Source organism: Solidesulfovibrio sp. DCME (assembly GCF_049995385.1).
GTDB lineage: Bacteria > Desulfobacterota > Desulfovibrionia > Desulfovibrionales > Desulfovibrionaceae > Solidesulfovibrio.
On the sequence record NZ_CP188261.1, the window covers coordinates 5371627 to 5392042 of the forward strand.

Genomic DNA, 20416 nt, shown 5'->3' on the forward strand with positions numbered 1-20416 from the left:
GTCCCGAAAGTCAAGGAATCCCGGCGAATATGCCCGTGCCCCCGGCTTGCCGGCCGCGGCGAAATCGGCTAGCTTTCGGCACGACGTTTCCAGGGAGACCGTCGCGCCATGCATGCCCACGCCGCCGCACCTTCCGGCAACCCGTCACCATCGTCCGCCGTGGACGGATTCACTGGCCGGTTCCTGGCCTTCGGGGAGCCGTTGCGGCCTCGCGCCATGGCCGTGCCCCAGGCCGTCAAACCCTTGGGCGACCTGCTAGGGGCGGGCACCGTTTCCCTGGCCGACATCCATCCGCCGCCCCTGCCCGAAGCCTACCTGGCCCTGCGCCGGGTGGCCCAGGACCCCATGAGCTCCACGGCCGACGTGGCCGCCGCCCTGTCCATGGACCCGGCCCTGGCCTCCTACGTGTTGCGCCTGGCCAACAGCGCCCTGTACACCCCCTCGGCCAAGGTGGAAACCGTCAGCCGGGCCGTGTCCGTCATCGGCCTGGGCGAAATCGAGACCATGGCCGCCGGCTCCATGCTCACGCGCGTCTTCGACAAGCCGCCCCGGCCCGAACTGCTGGCCCTGGACGCCTTCTGGCGCCACGCCGTGGCCGTGGGCATGCTGGCCCGGGCCCTGGCCGAACGGGTGGGCGAACGGGGCGGGGAACGCTATTTCGTGGCCGGGCTGCTCCACGACATCGGCCGGCTGGTCCTGACCGTGGCCGAGCCGGACCTGGCCGCCCTGGTCCTGGCCCGGGCCGCGGCCCAGAATCTGCCCACCACCGCCGCCGAACGCCTGGAGCTCGGCTTCGACCACGCCAACCTCGGCGGGCGCATCGCCGAGAAATGGCGCCTGCCCGAATCCCTGTGCCAGGCCGTGGCCGGCCACCACGACCCGGCCCTTTGCCCGGACAACCTGGTCGCCGCCGCCGTCCACGCCGCCGATTTCATGGCCAACGCCCTGGGCGTGCGCGGCCTGGCCGCCGCCGGCCTGCCCCGGCTCGACGAACGCGTCCTGCCGGCCTTCAACCTGGTCCACGCCGAGCCCGAGGCCTTCTGGGAACTCCTGGAACAGGGCCTGTCGGCCATGACCGCCCTGGTGGCCCCGTGACGGCCGCCAGCGGCCTTGCGACTTGCCAATCCCCGGTGGCGGCGCTACGTACCGGAAAAAGGGAGCGACTCGCCATGGCACCGTCCGCTGTGACCCTCACCCCGCTGACCGGCTCGGCCATAAACGACATGATCCAGGAATACATGGCCTTGCGGGCCGATCGCCGGCGCGAGGAAATGGCCCAGTTTTTGTCCAACAGCCGCACCGTGCAAAGCGACATCATGGCCATGACCCTGCGCGGCATGATCCTTTCGGCTTCGGCCTGAACCCTTCCACCCCCCAGCGCCTATCCCATGAAACTGCACGCTGTCTTTGTGGCGGCCCTGTGCTGCCTGCTGGCTTGCGGCCCGGCCGCGGCCAAAAGCCCGCCCCCGGCCAAGCACCAGCCGGCCAAAAAAGCCGCCCCGGCCCAGGCCGACCATGAAACCGTGGAAACGCCCGGCAAGGTCATCAAGGAACCCAACGCCTTCCACGGCACCAAATGGGGCACGCCCATGGCCGCCGTGCCGGACCTGACCGTGGTGGAAAAGGACGGCCAGGCCGCCTACGCCACGGTGGAAGGCGCGGTCTACCGCATCGGCGACGCCTTTTTAAACAACATGGTCTACGGGTTTTGCCAGGACAAGTTCGCGGCCGTGATGGTGGATTACAAAGGGGCCAAGGCCCACGAGAGCATCCGCAAGTTCCTGATCGGCAAGTACACCCCGCCGGTGGAGGTGGAGGACAAGCCCGAGGACCTGGCCTGGCCGCTGGGCAACGTACTGATCCGCTTGCAGTTTTTCAAGGACAAGGACGCCGGCACCTTGAGCTACTTCTACCAGCCCCTTTTTGCGCCCTGTTCCGGCCCCGGGGGGACGGCTCCTCAATGAGGCGGCGCGAGGTTCTGGCGGCGTTGCCGGCGGCCGCGGCCGGGCTGGTGCTTTGGGCCGCAAGTGCCCGGGCCGCCGACGCCCCGCGCAGCCTGCCGTTTAACAGGCAGAACGTGTACAATTATTTCAAGCAGGTGGCCGAGGGGAAGCAGGCCTTTCCTGAGGAGATCTCGGGCAAGGACTACGAAGAGCGCACCTGCCTGCTCTATGCCACCACGCTCAAGAAAGCCGGCTACGATTTCGAGGCCACGGTGCAAAACGCCGTGCAGGGCGCGGATCGGGGCAAGGACCGGATGAACGATCCCCGGTTCCTCTTCCTGGCCGGGGTGTTCCAGACGCACCCGGACGTGTTTTTGCGCCTGAAGCTCCTGTCCAAGGCCACGCGCGACGCCGTGGTCGCCTATTTCAACAGCTAGGCCTCGCCCTCGTCCTTTTTGCCGCCCACGGCCCGCTTGTAGCGGCAGGAGCGGTTGGGGCAGGCGATGACCTCGCCGTCGCGGGTCTTCTTGCGCACGAGCACCTTGGAATCGCACTGGGGGCAGGGCTCGGGGATGGGCCAGTCCCACAGGGCGAAATCGCACTGGGGATAGGCGTCGCAGGCGTAGAACACCTTGCCGCGCTTGGAGCTTTTTTCCACCAGCGTGCCCGAACAGCCCTCCTTGGGGCAGGCCACGCCCGTGGGGAAGGGCTTGGTGTACTTGCAGTCCGGCCAGCCGGTGCAGGCGATGAACCGGCTGCCGGTGCGGGACTTTTTCACGGTCAGGTCCTTGCCGCACTGGGGGCAGGTGCCGACCGAAACGGCTTCCTCGGCCTTGCGCTCCCGGGCAATGACCGCGCCGTCGGCGGCCCGGTCGAACTCCTTGGTGTTCTTGCACTCCGGATAGCCCGAACAGCCCAGGAATTCGCCGGCCTTGCCGAAACGGATGACCATGGGCTTGCCGCACAGCTCGCAGGTCACGTCCGTTTCCTTGCCGGCCTTGACCTTGGCCATGTCCTTGGCCGCCTTGGCCAGGGCCGGGTAGAAGTCGCCGGTGAAGTCCTTCAAAAGCCCGACCCAGTCGCCCCGGCCCTCGGCCACGGCGTCCAGGGCTTCTTCCATGCCGGCGGTAAAGCCCACGTCCATGATCTTGACGAAGTGCTCGGCCAGCAGGTCGGAAACCGTCTCGCCGAGCTCGGACGGCACGAAGTGCTTGTCCTCGAGCCGGGCGTAGTCGCGGTCGAGGAGCGTGGAAATGATGGCCGCGTAGGTCGAGGGCCGGCCGATGCCCTTTTCCTCCAGCTCGCGCACCAGCGAGGCTTCGGTGTAGCGCGGCGGCGGCTGGGTGAACTTCTGTTCCTTCTTGAGCTCCAAAAGCGTCAGGACCTGGTCCTTGGCCAGGGGCGGCAGGGACTTGGCCTCGTCCCCGGCCTCCTGGCCGTAGACCTTGAGGTAGCCCGGGAAAATGAGCCGCTGGCCCTTGGCCTTAAACAGCCCGGGGCCGGCGGCGACGTCGGCCACGGTGTCCCAGAAGCGGGCCTCGCGCATCTGGGAGGCGACGAAGCGCTCCCAGATGAGCTTGTACAGCGAAAAGAGGTCCTTGGGCAAAAGCGCCTTGACGTCGGCCGGGGTGAGGGCGACGTCGACGGGCCGGATGGCCTCGTGGGCGTCCTGGGCGCCGGCCTTGGAGCGGAAATGCCGGGCCTTTTCCGGATAGTAGTCCGGGCCGAGCGTGCCCACGATGTATTCCCGGGCGGCGTCCCGGGCCTCGTCGGCGATGCGGGTGGAGTCGGTGCGCATGTAAGTAATAAGCGCCACCGTGCCCCGGTCGCCGAGTTCCAGGCCCTCGTAGAGCTTCTGGGCCGCGCCCATGGTGCGCTTGGCCGAGTAGCCCAGGCGCTGGTTGGCCGCCTGCTGCAGGGTCGAGGTGATAAACGGCGGCGGCGGCGATTTCTTGCGTTCCTTCTCGGCCACGGCGGCCACGACAAAGGGGTTGCCGCGGATGGCCGCCTCGGCCGCCTCGGCCGCCTCGGCGCTGCCGATGTCGAGCTTTTTGCCCTGGTACTTGACGAGCTCGGCCTCGAACTCCGGGGGGGCGTCCCCGGCCAGGCGGGCCTTGAAGTTCCAGTACTCCTGCGGCACGAAGGCCCGGCGTTCCTTTTCCCGGTCCACGACCAGGCGCAGGGCCACGGACTGGACCCGGCCGGCCGAAATGCCGCTTTTGACCTTCTGCCAGAGGATGGGCGAGACCTTGTAGCCCACGAGCCTATCCAGGATGCGGCGGGCCTGCTGGGACAAAAAGAGCTTTTCGTTGATGTCGCGGGGATGGGCCAGGGCCTCGCGCACGGCCTTGGCCGTGATCTCGTTGAACTGGATGCGGTGGATGGGCGCGTCGGTGCCCTTTAAAATCTCGGCCACGTGCCAGGCGATGGCCTCGCCTTCGCGGTCCGGGTCCGGGGCCAGATAGATGGTGGCCGCCGTGGCCGCCGCTTCCTTGAGCTTGGAGACGACCTTTTGCTTGCCCGGTATGATCTGGTACTGGGGGGCGAAGTCTTCCTCGTCCACTCCGAGCTTTTTTTGCGGCAGATCGCGCACATGCCCAACGGAAGCCTCCACGGCGTAGGCGTTGCCGAGGAACTTCTTGATGGTCTTCACCTTGGCCGGCGACTCGACGATGATAAGGTCCTTTCCCATGGCAGGCGTGCTATAGCCACCCGAAGGGGCCAAGGCAAGGGTTGCCGTTTGTCCTTTGCCGGGCTACGTGTCGATTTTCGAGCCAGGCGTATGAATTTATAAGAAAGACAAACGCGGCCCGATTTCGGGCCGCCCCGGAGTTCCCTTGGCGCACACCCAACGTTTCGGCCACGTGGTCATGCTCGGCCCGACCAACGCCGGCAAGTCCACCCTGCTCAACCGCCTGATCGGCCAGAAAGTCTCCATCGTTTCCCCCAAGCCGCAAACCACCCGCAACAGTATCAGCGGCATTCTGACCGAGGGGGACACCCAGGCCGTCTTCCTGGACACGCCCGGCCTGCACCGCCAGAAGCGCGGCATCGCGCCGCTTTTGTTGCGCAGCGCCTACAGCGCCCTGGCCCAGGCCGACGTGGTGCTCGTGCTCCTCGACGCGGCCCCGTTGGCCCGCCGGCCCGAGGGCCTGGCCACGGAGCTGCGCCCCATCGCCAAGGCCGTGGGCGCCGGGGCCGTCCCGGTGGTGGTCGCGCTCAACAAATGCGACCTGGTCAAGGAAAAGGCCCGGCTGCTGCCGCTGCTGGCCGCCGTGGGCGAGGCCTTGCCCGGGGCGGAGCTCTTTCCCGTCAGCGCGCTGACGGGAAAGGGCCTGCCCGAGATGCTGGCCGCCCTTTTTTCCCGCCTGCCCGAGGGGCCACACCAGTACGACCCGGACGAGGTGTCCACGGCGCCGGTACGCTTTCTGGCCGGCGAGATCGTGCGCGAAAAACTTTTTCTGGCCCTTGGCGAGGAACTGCCCTACGCCACGGCCGTGACCGTGGACCACTGGGACGAAAAATCGAAGCCGGGGCTGACGAAAATCCAGGCCACCATCCTGGTTGCCCGCGACAGCCACAAGCCCATGGTCATCGGCAAGGGCGGGTCGCGCATCAAGGACATCGGCCAGAAAGCCCGCCTGGAAATCGAGGAGATGCTGGGGTCCCAGGTCTTCCTGGAACTGTGGGTCAAGGTCCGGCCCGGCTGGGCCGACGATCCGTCCCTGCTGCGCGAGCTGGGGCTGGGGGAATAGGCCAGCCGTTTCGGGGAATAGGTCCGCCGTGTTGCGGCAGTGACCGAAAGGAGTTTTCGCGGTGGAAACAACAGCCGCAAAGCGCCTGGCCCGGGTGCGGGAGCGCATCGCGGCCGCCTGCGCCGCCTGCGGCCGCGACGTGGCCACGGTGACACTGGTGGCCGTGTCCAAGCTGCACGATGCCGCGGCCGTGGCCGCCCTGGCCGGGTGCGGCCAGACGGTTTTCGGCGAGTCCTACATCCAGGAGGCCCTGCCCAAGATGGAGGCCGCCCCGGCCGGGCTTGCCTGGCATTTCATCGGGCATTTGCAGCGCAACAAGGCCCGCTTCGCCGTGGGCCGCTTCGCCCTGCTCCACACCCTGGACAATGTGGAACTGGCCCGGGTATTGCAAAAACGAAACCGCGAGGCCGGCCTGACCCAGGCCGTGTGCCTGCAGGTCAACGTGGCCGGCGAGGCCCAGAAATCCGGGGTCGCGCCCGAGGGCCTGGGCGCCCTGGCCGAGGCCGTGGCCGCCATGCCGGAGCTGGAGCTTCGGGGCCTGATGGTCATCCCGCCGGTCTTCGACGACCCGGAGGGAGCCCGGCCGGCCTTCGCCCGGCTGCGGGAGCTTCGCGACGCACTGGAGCCGCGCCTGGGCTTGGCCCTGCCCGTGCTGTCCATGGGCATGAGCGGCGACCTCGAGGCCGCCATCGGAGAAGGGGCCACCCACGTGCGCGTGGGCACCGACCTGTTCGGCCCGCGATACTGCGCGGCCCGCTGACCGCCACGCCGGAGGAAAACCATGGCCGACGCGCCCGAAGCCGAAGAAGGCAAGAAAAAGAAAAAAGGCGGATTCCTCAAATACGTCATCCTGGTCGTCTTGCTGCTGGTCCTCGGCGGCGGCGGCTATTTCGCCTATCTGAAATTTTTCGCGGCCAAGCCCCCGGCGGCCGAGGCCACGGCCGAAGGCCAGCCCGCCCCGGCCGAGGAGAAAAAGGCCGAGGACAGCCACGCCGCGCAAAAGGCCGAGGAGAAAAAGGCCGAAGGCGGCCACGGCGAAGCCAAGGGCGGCCATGGCGGCAAGGACAAGGCCCCGTCCAACAACGTGGCCCTGCCGGCCTTCGTGGTCAACCTGGCCGACCCCAACGCCCGGCGCTACCTCAAGATCGTGCTCGATGTGGAAATGACCGGCAATCCGGAACTGCTGGAAGCCAACCAGGCCAAGATCCGCGACGCCCTGCTCATGCTCCTGTCCTCGAAGACCTCCCAGGAACTGAGCACGCTGGAAGGCAAGATCCTGTTGCGCAAGGAGATCGTGGACCGGCTCAACCAGGCCATCGGCCAGGCCAAGGTGGCGCGGGTCTATTTCACGGATTTCGTCATCCAATAACCGCTGCCGCGCAAGGACATTCCATGGCTCCGGACGACATCGATCAGGACAAGCTGGCCGCCGAATGGGCCGCCGCCCTGGAAGAGCAGGACGACGACAAACCGGCCTCCCAATCGGACATCGACGCCCTCTTCGACCAGCCCGCCTCCGGCGGCGGCAAGGCCAAAGCCAAGGGCGGCGGCGGCGACGACGCCCTGGCCGCCGAATGGGCCGCCGCCCTGGCCGACGAAGAGGAACAGTCCATCAAGCGCGAACGCGACCAGGATGCCCTGTCGCGCCAAAGCGCCTCGGCCCAGTTCAAGAATCTGACGCAGGAGGCCAAGGCGCCGCGCCCGGAAAACGTGCGCCGCGACCTGGACTTCATCCTGGACATTCCGCTGGACGTCTCGGCCGAGCTCGGCCGCACCAAGCTGCTCATCAACGAACTGCTGCAACTGGGCCAGGGCTCGGTCATCGAGCTCAACAAACTGGCCGGCGAACCGCTGGAAATCTACGTCAACGGCAAGCTGGTGGCCAGGGGCGAGGCCGTGGTCATCAACGAGAAATTCGGCGTGCGTTTAACCGACATCATCAGCCCCATCGAACGGGTGAAACAGCTTGCCTGATCCCACCCTCCCGACCGCCGGCATCCCGACGCCGCCGCCGTCGGACTACGGCCTGGCCGGCACGGCCATGCAAATGGCCCTGGCCCTGCTTTTCATTTTGCTGCTCATCTTCGCCGCCTACTGGCTGTTGCGCCGCTACGGCCCCAAGCTGGGCCTGGGCCCGGCCGGCCGGGGCGGCATGCTGCGGCTCATGGCCCACTTGAGCCTGGGCCCGCGAAGAAGCGTTGTCGTGGTCCGATTCCTGCATAAGAACCTGGTGCTTGGCGTCACCGACCAGGCCATCACGCTGCTTACCGAGGAAACGGTCGACGATGATGACGACTCCGACAAAAACTTCGCCGCCACCCTGGCCGCCAAGACAGGCAACCCGCCACACGGCGGCCCCGGCCCCGGCGCTTCGCCCTAGCCGGCCGGCCGCCCCGGCGCTTCGCCTTGGCCTGACGGCCCTTGCCCTGGCCCTGGCCGGGCTGTGCCTGGCCGCGCCGGCCCTGGCCCAGGACGCGCCCACGCTCTCGCTCAACCTGGCCGCCGGCCAGAACCAGCCCGAGCGGGTGGCCACCCTGCTGGAGATCCTCTTCGCCTTGACGGTGCTGTCGCTGGCCCCGTCGTTCGTGTTGATGGTCACCTCCTTTACCCGCATCATCGTGGTCTTTTCCTTCCTGCGCCAGGCCATGGGCGTGCCGCAGGTGCCGCCGTCGCAGATATTGGCCAGCCTGGCCATCTTCCTGACCTGCGTCATCATGTACCCCACGGGCCGGGCCATTTACGACAATGCCCTCAACCCCTACCTCGAGGAGCGCATCGGCTTCACCGAGGCCCTCAAGCAGGCCGAGATTCCCTTGCGGGAGTTCCTGTTCAAGCACACCCGGGAAAAGGACCTGTCGGTTTTTTACACCGTGACCAAGATGGAGCGGCCCAAGGACAAGGCCGAGGTGCCGACCTTGATGCTGGCGGCCGGGTTCATGATCAGCGAGCTCAAGACGGCCTTTACCATCGGCTTTCTGATCTACATCCCGTTTCTGATCCTGGACATGGTCATTTCGAGCATCCTGCTGGCCATGGGCATGATGATGCTGCCGCCGGCCACCATCGCCATGCCGTTTAAGCTGCTGCTGTTCGTGCTGGTGGACGGCTGGGGCCTCATGGTAGCATCCCTCGTCAACTCGTTCGCCACCTAAGGGAGGTACGGCCCATGACACCCGACATGGTCGTGGCCCTGTCCCGGCAGGCCATCGAAACGGCGCTTTTTCTGGCGCTGCCCATGCTTGGCGTTTCGCTGGTGGTGGGCGTGGTCATCTCCGTGCTCCAGGCGGCCACGCAGATCCAGGAAATGACGCTGACCTTCGTACCGAAGATCCTGGCCATGTTCATCGCCCTGCTTTTGGCCTTTCCCTGGATGATGGACAAGATGATCAATTTCACTAGGGATCTGTTCATGAACATCCCGCTGTATCTGCGCTGAGCGGCAAGCCGCCGCCCCCCGCCCCGCCTGTCTGAAGCACCCCCGTCGCGGCCGCAACCGCCCTTTTTGAAACGGCCACGGCCCCTTCGCCGGTCGCCCGGCCGGTGGCCGTGTTCCTTGTCGCGCCCAGTGACAGGACTGTCTTCATTCGTGACGGTTTCTGCCGAACAAAACAAGTAACATCCTAGAATAACGACGTTTATATCGGGAACATATATTGCTTCTTGGCCAGGACCGCAACGTCCCGAATGCCTGCGCGAACACGCCGGGAAGGAGCTGTCCGATGCGCGAAAAACCCAAGGTCAAAGTCGCTTGCGTCCAGGCGGCGCCTGTGTATTTCGATCTGGATCGAACCATCAAAAAGTCCATCGCCCTCATCGAGGACGCCGCCGGAAACGGTGCCCGGCTCATAGCCTTTCCCGAGGTCTGGCTGCCCGGGTATCCCTTCTTTTTCTGGCTTGGCGCCCCCATCGAAGGCTTGGCCCACATGCCGGGCTACCGCGACAATGCGCTGGTGATCGGCAGCGAACAGGACCTGGCCCTGCGCCGGGCGGCCGCCGACAACGGCATCTTCGTCTGCATGGGCTACAGCGAACTGTCCGGCAGCAGCCTGTACATGGGCCAGATGCTGCTCTCGCCCGAGGGCGTGCCCCTTGTCCAACGCCGCAAGCTCAAGCCGACCCTGGCCGAACGGTGCGTGTTCGGCGAGGGCGACGGCAGCCATCTCCAGGTGGTGGAAACGTCCATCGGCCGGGTGGGGGCGCTCAACTGCTGGGAACATCTCCAGCCGCTGCTCAAGTATGCCATGTATGCCCAAAACGAGGAGATCCACGTCGCGGCCTGGCCCAGCCTGTCCCTGTACAAGGGCAAGTCCTACGCCTTGGGGCCGGAAATGACCTGGGCGACGAGCCAGGTCTACGCCTTGGAAGGACAATGCTATGTCCTGGCCGCGACCCAGGTCGCCACACCGGAACTGGTGGCCAGGCTGTGCGATACGCCGCTGCGCCAGGGGCTTTTGCCCGTGGGGGGCGGCTGTTCGATGATCTTCGGCCCGGACGGCGCGCCGCTTTGCCAACCGATCCCCGAGGACCGCGAAGGCATCCTCTACGCGGACGTCGATTTCGCGGCCATCGGCCTGGCCAAGACGGCCGCCGATCCGGCCGGGCACTACGCCAGGCCGGACGTGGCCCGGCTGTTGCTCAACACCGCCCCGGCAAAGCGGGTGGTACCCATGGACGCGTTTGGCCAAACGGCACTGGCCATCCCGCCCGGTATCGGGCACGACGCGGCCTCGACGGTCGGCGCCGAGGAAATCTAGTGTCGCGCCCTTGAAAAGGATACGTGCGTATATGGAAACAACACTTTAAAATAATTATTATTTTAAAAATACTATCGTATTTATTAAGGGACGCGACACTCGCCCGAAACCGGCGAAACCGGCCCGGTTCGGCCCGGCTCCGGGAGTGTTCGCTGCCGGGTCGTGGGGTGGCGCGGGAAAAGCCTGGCAGGTTGCCGCGATCAGTCGACGAAGAATTCTGGCCTGGCGGCGGCGAAGTCCAGGGCCACCCGGAAGGCGGCCGGCGTGTGGGGCTCGAAGGTGGCCGTGGGGCGCAGGCCCCGGGCGGACAGCAGCCTAAACAGGGCATCGAAGGGAATTTCCCCCTGGCCCGGGCCGAGGTGCTGGTCGAAGGAACCGTCGTTGTCGTGCAGGTGCAGATGGAGCAGATACGGCGCCAGGGCGTCGCACCAGGCCTCGAGGTTCCCGAGCGCCTTGCCGGCGGCGAAACTGTACCAGTGGCCGACGTCGAAGCAGATGCCCACGCGTTCCCGATCGGCCTCGGGCAGCCGCTCCCGCAGGGCCGCCACCGCCCCGGAAACGGTCAGCGGATCGGTCTCGAAGGTGTTCTCCAGGCACAGCGGCGGATGCTCGGGCCACACGCGCAGCACCTCGGCCCAGGTGTCGGCCGCCCGGGCCGCCCAATCGGCGAAGGAGCGGATGTAGAGGAAGCGGTTGTAGGCGGCATGGCCGACCAGGCGGTCCGGGGCGTAGAGCGCGGCCGTATCTATGGCCTGGCACAGCCGGTCGCGGCTGGCCGCCCGGATGCGGGCATCGGCACTGCCGGGCTGGAGATCGAAAAAGGGCAGGTGCAGGGTGCGCGACAGCCCGGCGCCATCGAATCGGCCGGCCATCTCCCGGTGCCAGGCCGGGGTCTTGGCGTCCATGAGCACCGGGTCGAGGCCGAATTCCGCCGCCACGCCGGCCTCTAGATGGCGCGCCACCACGGCCGGGTCCTTGTCGGCCACCCGCAGGTTCAAATTGACGTAAAAACGGGTCATGGCGCGACGGCTACTCCCGGGGCAGCGGATAGACCTGGGCGAAGACGGTCTTGCCGGCGGGATCGAGGATGGTCAGCTTCAGGCCGTAGAGGTCCTTGGTGTCGATCTTGGCCGGCAGGGTCAGGCTGGCGGCGATCTGCTTGAACCGCTGGATCTGGAAGGACAGTTCGTCCTTTTCGGGCTTAAGCGGCACGAGGCTGGCGTCGTTGCCCACCAGGGCCGCTTCCACCCGGCCGACCAGATTGGTCTGCGGGGTGACGTTGCTCAAATCGAAATTGAGCTGGAGCTTCTTGTTGTCGATGCGGGCCCGCAGGTTGTCGACGCCGGCCTGGTTGGCGTCCACCCGGGCGAGCAGCCGGGACAGGTCGGGGCGGGCGGCCTCGCGTTCACGGGGCTCCACCTTGCCTTCCTCGACCTTGGGCTTCCACCAGCCGGGATTGTCGGCGCTGTAGGACCCGACCAGCGTCTCGAGCTCGGTAACATCTCTGGAGCGCAGGATTTTTTCGATATTTTGCAGGGTGATGAGCCCTTGGCCGGCGGCGTCGAGTTCGGTGCGCATGGCCTGGGCCTTGGCCGAGAGGTCCAGGTTGTCCTGGCGCAGATGATAGGCCACGGCCACGGCGGCGGCCAAAAGCAGCAGCAAAGCCAGGGGCGTCAGCCACAGCAGGCGCAAGGCGAAAAGGGAAACGCGAAACCGGCGCACCCCGGCCGCATCCCGCAGGATGAGGATATCGACCCGTTCGCCCGCGGCCATCTACAACCGGCTCCATTTCTCTTCGACAATGGCGAAACTGCCGGCCGCCGGCGCAAGGTACAGCGTCTTGAGCCCCTTGTCCGAGCCGCCGCTGCGGTCGCGGTAGTCCTGGACGCAGGTGACCACGAACCCGTCCTTGCGGGGCCGAATCTTCAGGTCGGAAAGCGTGACCTGCTTGGGCGCCTTGTCCTTCCACAGGCCGGCCTTCTGGTCGCGGATGGCCGACCGGCCTCGGCGGTCGCCCTGGACGGCATCGGCGGCATAGAAGCCGGCGTAGTCGTCCACGCGGCCGTGCTCCCAGGCGGTACGCCAGGATTCGACCAGGGAAGCCACCTGGCCGGTGCGGTCGACTTTGGGCGCGACGGCCGGCGCCACTGGTGGTACGGACGCCTGGGCCGCCCGGGCCACGGTTGCCGGCGCGGACGGACTTGCCGCAGCGGCAGCCGGCGCAGAATCCGGCTTTACGGCTGCGGAAGCCGGCATGGCGGCCGGGGCGGCGGCTTCCCGGCCTACGGCCACGGCACTGGCGGGCGCAACCGGCGCCACCGTGGCCACGGCCGGTTCCGGGCGGCCCCGCGACCAGCGTTCCTGGGCGATGAGCAGCTTGCCGCCGCTTTGGATCAGGCTCATGGATTTGAAACCCTTGCTCTCCCGGCGGCCCTTGCCCTGGTAGTCCATGGCGCAGACCACGGCATAGCCGTCGCCTTCGGGGGCCACGGAAAGGATCTCCATGGACACCCGGCCGGGCGAGATGCCGCGCCAGACGCCTTCCTTCTGGCGGCGGATGGCGTCCTTGCCGCGCAGGTTCCCCTGGCGGGCGCCGTCGGCGTAAAAGGCCAGGTAGCCGGCGATGTCGCCGCGTTCCCAGGCCGCCCGCCAGGCTTCGATCACGGCGGCGACCTCGGCCGCCTTGGCCGGGGCGACGGCAGGGACCGTCGCGGGCGCCGGGGCGGCGAGCTTACCCTCGAGAGGGGCGGGTGTGGGCGACGGCGGCACGGCCGCCACCTGGACCGGCGCCGCACTGGCGGCCGGCGTAGGCGCTGCCGGTTTTTCCTCCTTGGCTGCCGTCGGCAACACGGCCGCAGCAGTGGACAAGGGCACGGGGGCCGACGGCACGGCCAAAGCCGGTGCCGTTGCCACGGCCGGGCCTGGGGCCGGCGCCGACGGTTGCCCGGCCGGCAGGCCCGCGGCGGCCTGGGCCGAGGCGGCGCCCTCCTTGGCGGATGCGGCCGGCGGCGGCGACACCTGGCGCAGGGCGTCCGAGGCGAAAGGCGAAAAACCGGGTTTGATGGCGCCCTGTTCGGCCACATCCAGGATGGCCTGATCCTCGGGCGTGGGCTGGGCCTTGAGGTTGACCGAGGCAAAAGCTTTTTGGGCCACGCGTTCCATGACCGCCTGGTGGGCGTCCACCAACTGGCGGGCCTGGACCTCTTCTTCGCTGGGGCTGTCGGGTTTGCGGGTATCGGTTTCCATCTCGTCGGGCGAGGCCTTGCCGCGCTTGCCGCCACTCGCCGCCAGGGTCACGGGCATTTCCTCGTATTCCATGCCGATGACGCGAAAGCGCCGATCCGGGCCGCGCTGCCAATACAGCCGCTTGATGCCCTGGGAGATAAGGGTCGGCGACTGGTAGACCTGGACGAAAAAGGTCACCCAGTAGTCCGGCCCGGGCAGGGCCCGCAGATCGGACACCTCGACCTTGATCCAGGGCAGGGACTTGAACAGGCGTTCCTTGTGGCTGCGGAAGGAGGCGAAGGGCTTGCCCTCGGTCAGGGCGAACTTCTCGGGGTCGTGGAGGTCGAAAAAGGCGCTGGAACGGTTCTCCCAGGCCTTGGCCCAGGCCTTGGTGGCTTCCACCACCTCCCGGGCCTCGTCACGCATGGCCCCGCCCTCGGGGCCGCCGAGGCGCACCTCGTCGGCGATGACCACGGGCATGCCCTCGGAGAGCTTCGGGTCCACCCGGTGGATGTCCGGAGTACTGAGCGCCACGCAGCCCTGGGTCTCGTAGGGGATGATGGGGTGGCCCCGGCCGTGGATCCAGATGCCGTGGCCGGACTTGCGGCGCACCATGTCGGCCGGGTTGGGGAAATTGAGGGGAAAGGCCAGGTCGCCGTAGAGCTCGTAGTTGAGCCCGGCGGACTTGCGCCGGGTGATGAAATACACGCCCTCGGGCGTCTTGAGGTCGCCTTCCTTGAACTTGTCGCCCAGTTCCTGGCCCGTGGCGCAAGGGATGGCCTCCAGGACCTTCAGCGGGCTTTGCCTGGTGAGCAGGGCGAAGGACTGGGCCTTCTTGTCGACGGCGATGAAGCGTTGCGGCGACCATTCCATGTCCACGATGTCGGCCGTCCACTCCGCCCCGGCCGGGCGGCCGGAAAGGAGCAGAAGGCTGGCGAGGACTACGGCGCGGCCCAGTCGTTTCATGTCGCCTCGCGTCAGGGCGCCGGCTGCCGGCCGGCGGCGGCGAGCAGCGCGTCCCGGGTAAAGATGGAAAGCAGCGGATAGCCCCGCTCGGCCAGGCGTTCCGTGCCGCCTTCCCGGCGATCGAGCACCGTCACCACGGCCCCGACGACCAGTCCGGCGTCGACGACCCGGTCGATGACGGTCATGAGTGTTCCGGCCGTGGTCACCACGTCCTCCAGCAGGGCCACCCGGGCGCCGGGCGCGAAATTGGACAGCCCTTCCAGGAACTGGTTGGTGCCATGGCCCTTGGCCGCCTTGCGCACGATAAAGGCCGGCAGGGGGCGCCCGCGCAGAAACGACACGAGGCTTACGGCCGTGACCAGCGGATCGGCCCCCAGCGTCATGCCGCCCACGCCCACGATGTCCGCCGGCAGCAGGTCATAGAGCAGATTGCCGATCAGCCACGCCCCCTCGGGGTGCAGCGCCGTCTGCTTGCAGTCGAAATAATAGTCACTTTTGCGGCCCGAGGTAAGGACCACCTCGCCGGCCCGATAGGATTTTTCCAGCAAAAGGCTGGCCAGACGGCCACGCATGGCCGCGGCGTCCGGCTGGTCGCTTGCACACGACATGAGACTCCCCGCTTGGCCCCTTTTGTCCTTGTCCTACAAAAGGCGGGCCGGTTTGAAAAGTGATTCCCGTACCGGGCACCCGGGCTTGCGGCAAAAACCTTCCCGGCCCCGGCCGGCCTACGCTGCCGGGCCGAAGACCCGGGAATAGATCAGGTCCTCGTGGGCCAGATAGTAGCCCGGATCGAACAGCGCGTCCAAGGCCGCCGCGCCCAGTTTGGCCGTGATGGCCGCATCGGCCCGCACGGCCTCGGGAAAGGATGTCCGCCCTTCCCAACAGGCCATGGCCACGCGCTGTACGGCCTCGTAGGCTTTTTGACGGTCCATGCCCGCCTCGATAAGGGCCAGGAGCACGCGCTGGGAATAGAACAACCCGTAGGAGGCCATCAGGTTGCGGGCCATGTTGTCCGGATTGACCTTGAGGTTGCCGAGGATGCCGGTCAACCGGGCCACGGTGTAGTCGGCCAGGATGGTGGAATCGGGCATGATGACCCGCTCCACCGAGGAATGGGAGATGTCGCGCTCGTGCCACAGGGCCATGTTTTCCAGGGAAGCCAGGGCGTTGGTGCGCACGAGCCGGGACAGGCCGCAGATGTTCTCGGCGGAAATGGGGTTTTTCTTGTGGGGCATGGCCGAGGAGCCTTTCTGGCCCTTGGAAAACCCTTCCTCGGCCTCGAGGACTTCCGTGCGCTGGAGATGGCGCAGTTCCGTGGCCATGCGCTCCACGCCGCCGGCCAGCAGCGCCAGGGCGGTGAAAAAGGCGGCATGGCGGTCGCGCTGGACGATCTGGGTGGAGATGGGGTCCACGGCCAGGCCCAGGCGCCCCAGGGCGATCTTTTCCACCCGCGGGTCGAGGTGGGCGTAGCCGCCCACGGCCCCGGAAATCTTGCCGACCCTGACACCCTCGGTGGCCGTGGCCACCCGCTCCCGGTGGCGGGAAAACTCGGCGTAAAAGGAGGCCATCTTCATGCCGAAGCTGAGGGGCTCGGCGTGGATGCCATGGGTGCGGCCGATCATCAGCTGGCCCTTGAACCGCAGGGCCAGATCCTTGATCACGGCCAAAAGCCCGTCGATGGTCTCCAGGATCATGGCCCCGGCCCGGCCGAGCAGCAAGCCATTGGCCGTGTCCACGATGTCCGAGGAGGTGCAGCCGAGGTGAATGAACCGGGCCGGCGGCCCGACGCGTTCCTCCACGGCCGTCAAAAAGGCGATGACGTCGTGGCGGGTTGTTTCCTCGATTTCCAGGATGCGGGCCACGTCGAAGCCGGCCTTTTCCCGGATGGCGGCCATGTCGGCGGCCGGGATGCGGCCGAGTTCGGCCCAGGCCTCGCACACGGCGACCTCGACCTCGAGCCAGGCGGCGAAACGGTTCTCCAGGGACCACAGTGCGCCCATGGCCTTGCGGGTATAGCGCTCGATCATGCGCCCTCCTTGGCGGGATCGCCGGGTTGTTCCTCGGGACCTTCCGCCGCTTCCAGGGGGACCGACGGGTCGCGGGCCAATTGCGGCACGTCCACTTCCACGCCCTTTACGGTGCCCTTGCCGTCCTTTTGAAAGGAGCCGGGGCGGCGCTGGACGTAGTCGGTGGCGTGAAAGCCGCTGCCCTTGAGGGCGAAGGCGGACAGGGAAACGATGCGCGAGGCCGGGGTGCGGCAGGCGGGGCAGCTGGCCGGGGACTCGTCGCCGGCCCGGCGCAGTTCCTCGAAGACCAGGCCGCAGGCCGGACACTCGTATTCGTACAAGGGCATGGGACTCCCCACGGGATGGTGCGCGGCCCGGGCAAGGACGAGCCCCTGCCCGGTCGGCTGGCGCGTCGCGAACGATGACAAGCCCATCGCCGCGGGCGGGCGCGGCCATGACGCAAGCGGCCCGAAAGCCCGCGACGGAGGGGCGAAAAAGGCTACGGCAAGGCTTCGAAGCGCAAAACCCTAGGCTTTCTTGGCGGCAATGGCCTCGCGGATACGCTCCTTGAGCCGTTCCTTGCGGCGCTTGCGGCGGCGGTCCAGTTCCTTGTAGCGCTCGATCTTCTTGTGCTTGGACATACCAGATCCTCCATTCGGGTGAAAGAACCTGACCGCGTATACCAAACGGGCTTTGTTGTAAAGCCCTTTAGCGTTCCTGGCGCTTTTCCCGGAACAGCACGTTGCCGTCCGCGGCGTAGAGCTGGGTATGCCCGCCCAGTTCGACCTCCAGGTGCGTCGCCCCGGCGGCGGCAGCGGCGGACAGGCCGTAGCGCGAGCAAAACGGCATCCACAATCCGTCGGGATAGGTTTTTTGCAGCGAAAAAACCTCCCGCCGCGAGCCGTCGTCGCCAAGGGCCCAGATGGTCACCTTGTCGTCCAGGCCGCACAGCCGGGGATAGAGCAGCAATTCCTCGCCGGCGCCTTCCAGGGGCCGGGCCAGGTCCAGGCGGATGCGGCCCGGGCCGGCCCCGGTGTCGACCGGGGCCAGGGGTGTGAGGCCCTCCACGGGCTCCCGGCCCGGAGCGACGTTTTCCAGGGCGGCGATTTTCCCGGCCGCCGGCCCGTGCTGGCAGTCCTGGCCACGGTACCGGTCGCCCCAGGTGGCCAGGAAGTGGAAAAGCGGCTGGGAATCGATGGCATAGAGGTCCGGCAGCCGGCAGGAGGCCACGAAGGCGGCCAGCGGCGGCAGCCCGACCAGCCGCTGGTAGATCTCCCTGGCCAACAGCAGGTTACCGCGCTTGGTGAAATGGACCGGGTCGGCATAGAGGCTGTAATAGCCGTCCCGTTCGATCATGGCGTCCAGAAGCGGCTGGGGATCGATAAGCGGCACGCCCGTGGCCTTGGCCACCTGCCGATTGGCCCCGGCAATGCCCCGCCGGCCGAAGCGGTAGAGGTCCACGGTTTCCGGGGACACGTCCCAGGCCGGCGGATAACGGCGCAGGTTGGCCGCGGCGTCGAGGTTTTCGCGCACGCTCCAGGGGTAGTTGACCACCACCGTGGCGATGCCCTTGTCCTGGCGGCCCCGGATCAGGGCGGCCAGGTTGTCGCGGTAGCCGAAGGCCCGCAGCAGGTCGGCGTAGTCCTTTTTTCCCCGCAGCCTGGCGACTTGCTCCCGGGCCAGGCGGTAGAGGGCGCTTCGGGAGAGCAGCCCGGCCAGGCGGGCCAGGGGGCCCGGTTTTGCTGGCCCGGTTCCGATCAGGTTGGTCAGCAGGCCGCGTTCCCTTTCCAGGTCGGCCACGCTTTCCACCCCGGACAGCGAGGCGATGTCGTTGACCCCGTCCATGACCAGGTAGAGGTCCGGGGACAGGGCGTCGAGTTCGGTCTGGGCCCGGATGCGGCTGTGCCAGCTGTGGTAGCCCATCATGCCGGCGTTTATGACCTCGACCCGCCGGCCGCAGCCCTCCAGGGCGGTGCGGAAGATGTCCTCCAGCAGGGCCGGGTAGGACCAGTCGGAATTCTCCACCCCCGTGCCGTAGGTGGTGGAGCCGCCGAGGCAGATGATGCGGAAGGTGTTTTCGGGTTTGCGGCGGGCGTAGGCCCGGTTGTTGGAATCGACGAAGGTGTCGGCCGCGCCGGTGCGCTTGAGGCGATAGCCGAGGTCCGGGTCGCGCTCCACCACGAAATCGCGGTCCCGGTCGTTGTCGTTGATGAAAAAAATCTGCCGCTTGCCCGGTGACGGCCCGGGATCGGGCGCGACAAGGCGCGCCCCGGCCTCGAGCAGGCCGAAAAAGGCGGCCGTCACCAGCAGGCCCAGGGCGAGGTCACGCCACATACGCCAGCGCACCTTCGCGCCCCGAATCGGACCCGTGCGTCAAGGGTTGCGCCGCCACTCAGTACGACTCGATGGGCTCCACGGGCTCGGTGAGCAGGAACTTGCCCTGCTCGATCCAGCTCTTGAGGGTTTGCGCCACTTCCAGCGACATGGCCAGGCTGGTCATGGGCACGGCCTGGGTCGGCTTGCCGTTTATGACCACCTCGCCCGAACGGCATGCGGCATAGGTGACATAGCCCAGGGTGCGGCCGATGCCGTTGGGGTAGTCGTGGCCGTAGTCCTTGACCGGCATCTGGATGTCGGCGTCGGAAACGCCGGTGAAAAAGGCCATTTCCTCGTTGAGGATGGGAATGGGGATGCCCACGCCCACGGCCAGGGACACGCCGTAGCCGAGCATGGACACGGCCCGGACATAGCGGGCGTTCATGCCCTTCATGTCGCCCTTGAGCATGAGCGTGCCCGAGGCGGACAGGGGGATGCCGCGTTCGTTGCGCTTGGGCCGGGGGTCGTGCTGGGTGCCGGCGCCGATGACGTAGCCGATGCCGCCGCCGAGGAAAATGCGGGTGCCCAGGCCGATGGTCTTCAAGTACGGGTCGTTGAAAAGGGGCGAGAGCTCGCCGGCCGTGGCGAAGTTGGCGTTGCGGGCGTTGGGCTTAAGCGGCCCCATGTAGGTGTAGACGATGCGGCTGGTGAGGTTCACGGCCACATTGTAGTTCTGGTAGCAGTTGCGCGGATTTAAAAGCGCTGCGTACTTGAGCTGGGCCAGGGTGATATCCTTTTCCAGTTCGCGACGGGGATAGCAATCCGTGCCGTAGGCCTCGCACCACAACCGCACGGCCTTGCCGCGCAGCAAATCCTCGATGACGTGGGCGCCGCCGTACTTGAACCGGCCGGGATGGACCTTATTGAGGGGATCATCCTTGGAGAGCTCGGTGGCGCCGAGGTAGGCGTCCACGGCGGCCAGGCCGGCATGGGCCGGAATGTTGTTGAGCCGGACCTTCTGGGCCTTGATGACCGGCGGCTCCTGGCCGAAATTAAACAGCATGCCCGAGGAGCACATGGGCGAAAAGGTGCCCGTGGCCACCACGTCCACTTCCTTGGCCGCCTTGACCTTGCCCAGGCGCTTGACCGTCTCGACCATTTCGGCGGCCGTCAAGACCACGGCCTTGCCCTGCTGGATACGCCGGTTGATTTCGGCGACGCTTTTTTTCACCTCGTGGGTCATGCCCGCTCTCCCTTTGGCCGTCGCTTCCAGGCGACAGGGGCTTTTCTTGGCCCATTTCCGGCCCGATGGCAACACAACCGGCTGCCCCTTGGCTTCAGGCCCGAAATAGGCTATGTTGGGCTTTCTTCGCGACCTTGGGGAGGGGTCCGGAGACCTCAGCTTAACACATCAATATGCTTAAAAAAATTCTATCGGTCGGAAGCTGTCC

The 20416-nt window shown here is 67.0% G+C and carries 21 protein-coding genes; 12 read left to right on the forward strand and 9 right to left on the reverse strand.

What is annotated here, in order from left to right:
• Positions 1-108 precede the first annotated feature (108 nt).
• The 4 genes from ACP59X_RS23685 to ACP59X_RS23700 all read left to right on the forward strand — a co-directional run bounded on the left by ACP59X_RS23685 (position 109) and on the right by ACP59X_RS23700 (position 2380).
• On the forward strand, positions 109-1095 hold the full coding sequence (locus tag ACP59X_RS23685; RefSeq protein WP_428563318.1) for an HDOD domain-containing protein: 987 nt from the start codon (positions 109-111) through the stop codon (positions 1093-1095).
• A gap of 74 nt (positions 1096-1169) precedes the next feature.
• The gene (locus ACP59X_RS23690) at positions 1170-1361 is read left to right on the forward strand and encodes a hypothetical protein (RefSeq protein ID WP_428563320.1); all 192 of its coding nucleotides are present in this window, start codon (positions 1170-1172) and stop codon (positions 1359-1361) included.
• A gap of 27 nt (positions 1362-1388) precedes the next feature.
• Entirely contained in the window at positions 1389-1964 is a 576-nt protein-coding gene (locus ACP59X_RS23695; RefSeq protein WP_428563322.1) for a hypothetical protein, read from the forward strand.
• Entirely contained in the window at positions 1961-2380 is a 420-nt protein-coding gene (locus ACP59X_RS23700; protein WP_428563324.1) for a hypothetical protein, read from the forward strand. The genes ACP59X_RS23695 and ACP59X_RS23700 overlap by 4 nt, the downstream gene beginning before the upstream one ends.
• On the opposite strand, the gene topA is transcribed toward ACP59X_RS23700, so the two are convergent.
• The gene (topA, locus tag ACP59X_RS23705; RefSeq protein WP_428563326.1) at positions 2377-4635 is read right to left on the reverse strand and encodes a type I DNA topoisomerase; all 2259 of its coding nucleotides are present in this window, start codon (positions 4633-4635) and stop codon (positions 2377-2379) included. The genes ACP59X_RS23700 and topA overlap by 4 nt on opposite strands.
• A 145-nt stretch (positions 4636-4780) precedes the next feature.
• Between topA and era the strand changes: the two genes are divergently transcribed.
• The 8 genes from era to ACP59X_RS23745 all read left to right on the forward strand — a co-directional run bounded on the left by era (position 4781) and on the right by ACP59X_RS23745 (position 10452).
• Complete coding sequence (gene era / locus ACP59X_RS23710; protein WP_428563328.1) at positions 4781-5698, forward strand: GTPase Era; 918 nt, start codon at positions 4781-4783, stop codon at positions 5696-5698.
• A gap of 61 nt (positions 5699-5759) precedes the next feature.
• Positions 5760-6458, forward strand: coding sequence for a YggS family pyridoxal phosphate-dependent enzyme (locus tag ACP59X_RS23715; protein ID WP_428563330.1), 699 nt, complete (start codon positions 5760-5762; stop codon positions 6456-6458).
• Positions 6459-6479: 21 nt separating this feature from the next.
• Positions 6480-7067 carry a flagellar basal body-associated FliL family protein gene (locus ACP59X_RS23720; protein WP_428563332.1) on the forward strand — a complete coding sequence of 196 codons (588 nt, stop codon included), beginning with the start codon at positions 6480-6482 and terminating at the stop codon, positions 7065-7067.
• Positions 7068-7090: 23 nt separating this feature from the next.
• Positions 7091-7672, forward strand: coding sequence for a flagellar motor switch protein FliN (gene fliN / locus ACP59X_RS23725; RefSeq protein ID WP_428563334.1), 582 nt, complete (start codon positions 7091-7093; stop codon positions 7670-7672).
• Entirely contained in the window at positions 7665-8078 is a 414-nt protein-coding gene (gene fliO, locus ACP59X_RS23730; protein WP_428563336.1) for a flagellar biosynthetic protein FliO, read from the forward strand. The genes fliN and fliO overlap by 8 nt, the downstream gene beginning before the upstream one ends.
• Positions 7984-8850 carry a flagellar type III secretion system pore protein FliP gene (gene fliP, locus ACP59X_RS23735; RefSeq protein ID WP_428563338.1) on the forward strand — a complete coding sequence of 289 codons (867 nt, stop codon included), beginning with the start codon at positions 7984-7986 and terminating at the stop codon, positions 8848-8850. The genes fliO and fliP overlap by 95 nt, the downstream gene beginning before the upstream one ends.
• A 14-nt stretch (positions 8851-8864) precedes the next feature.
• Positions 8865-9134 carry a flagellar biosynthesis protein FliQ gene (gene fliQ / locus ACP59X_RS23740; RefSeq protein ID WP_428563340.1) on the forward strand — a complete coding sequence of 90 codons (270 nt, stop codon included), beginning with the start codon at positions 8865-8867 and terminating at the stop codon, positions 9132-9134.
• A gap of 283 nt (positions 9135-9417) precedes the next feature.
• Positions 9418-10452 (forward strand): carbon-nitrogen hydrolase family protein, encoded by a 1035-nt coding sequence (locus tag ACP59X_RS23745; protein WP_428563342.1) that lies wholly within the window; start codon positions 9418-9420, stop codon positions 10450-10452.
• A 200-nt stretch (positions 10453-10652) separates the two neighbouring features.
• Here ACP59X_RS23745 and ACP59X_RS23750 read toward each other — a convergent pair whose 3' ends face one another.
• The 8 genes from ACP59X_RS23750 to ACP59X_RS23785 all read right to left on the reverse strand — a co-directional run bounded on the left by ACP59X_RS23750 (position 10653) and on the right by ACP59X_RS23785 (position 20208).
• Positions 10653-11471: a sugar phosphate isomerase/epimerase family protein gene (locus ACP59X_RS23750; protein ID WP_428563344.1), complete on the reverse strand. Its 819-nt coding sequence runs from the start codon at positions 11469-11471 to the stop codon at positions 10653-10655.
• 10 nt (positions 11472-11481) lie between these two features.
• Entirely contained in the window at positions 11482-12225 is a 744-nt protein-coding gene (locus tag ACP59X_RS23755) for a hypothetical protein (protein ID WP_428563346.1), read from the reverse strand.
• Positions 12226-14643 carry a L,D-transpeptidase Cds6 family protein gene (locus ACP59X_RS23760; protein WP_428563348.1) on the reverse strand — a complete coding sequence of 806 codons (2418 nt, stop codon included), beginning with the start codon at positions 14641-14643 and terminating at the stop codon, positions 12226-12228.
• A gap of 11 nt (positions 14644-14654) precedes the next feature.
• Entirely contained in the window at positions 14655-15251 is a 597-nt protein-coding gene (gene pyrE / locus ACP59X_RS23765; protein WP_428563350.1) for an orotate phosphoribosyltransferase, read from the reverse strand.
• A 117-nt stretch (positions 15252-15368) separates the two neighbouring features.
• Positions 15369-16670 carry an adenylosuccinate lyase gene (gene purB / locus ACP59X_RS23770; protein WP_428563352.1) on the reverse strand — a complete coding sequence of 434 codons (1302 nt, stop codon included), beginning with the start codon at positions 16668-16670 and terminating at the stop codon, positions 15369-15371.
• Positions 16667-16996, reverse strand: a complete 330-nt coding sequence (locus ACP59X_RS23775) for an FmdB family zinc ribbon protein (RefSeq protein ID WP_428563354.1) — start codon at positions 16994-16996, stop codon at positions 16667-16669. The genes purB and ACP59X_RS23775 overlap by 4 nt, the downstream gene beginning before the upstream one ends.
• Before the next feature lie 361 nt (positions 16997-17357).
• Positions 17358-18983 (reverse strand): SGNH/GDSL hydrolase family protein, encoded by a 1626-nt coding sequence (locus ACP59X_RS23780; RefSeq protein ID WP_428563356.1) that lies wholly within the window; start codon positions 18981-18983, stop codon positions 17358-17360.
• A gap of 58 nt (positions 18984-19041) precedes the next feature.
• Positions 19042-20208 (reverse strand): homocysteine biosynthesis protein, encoded by a 1167-nt coding sequence (locus tag ACP59X_RS23785; protein ID WP_428563358.1) that lies wholly within the window; start codon positions 20206-20208, stop codon positions 19042-19044.
• Between the last annotated feature and the right edge of the window lie 208 nt (positions 20209-20416).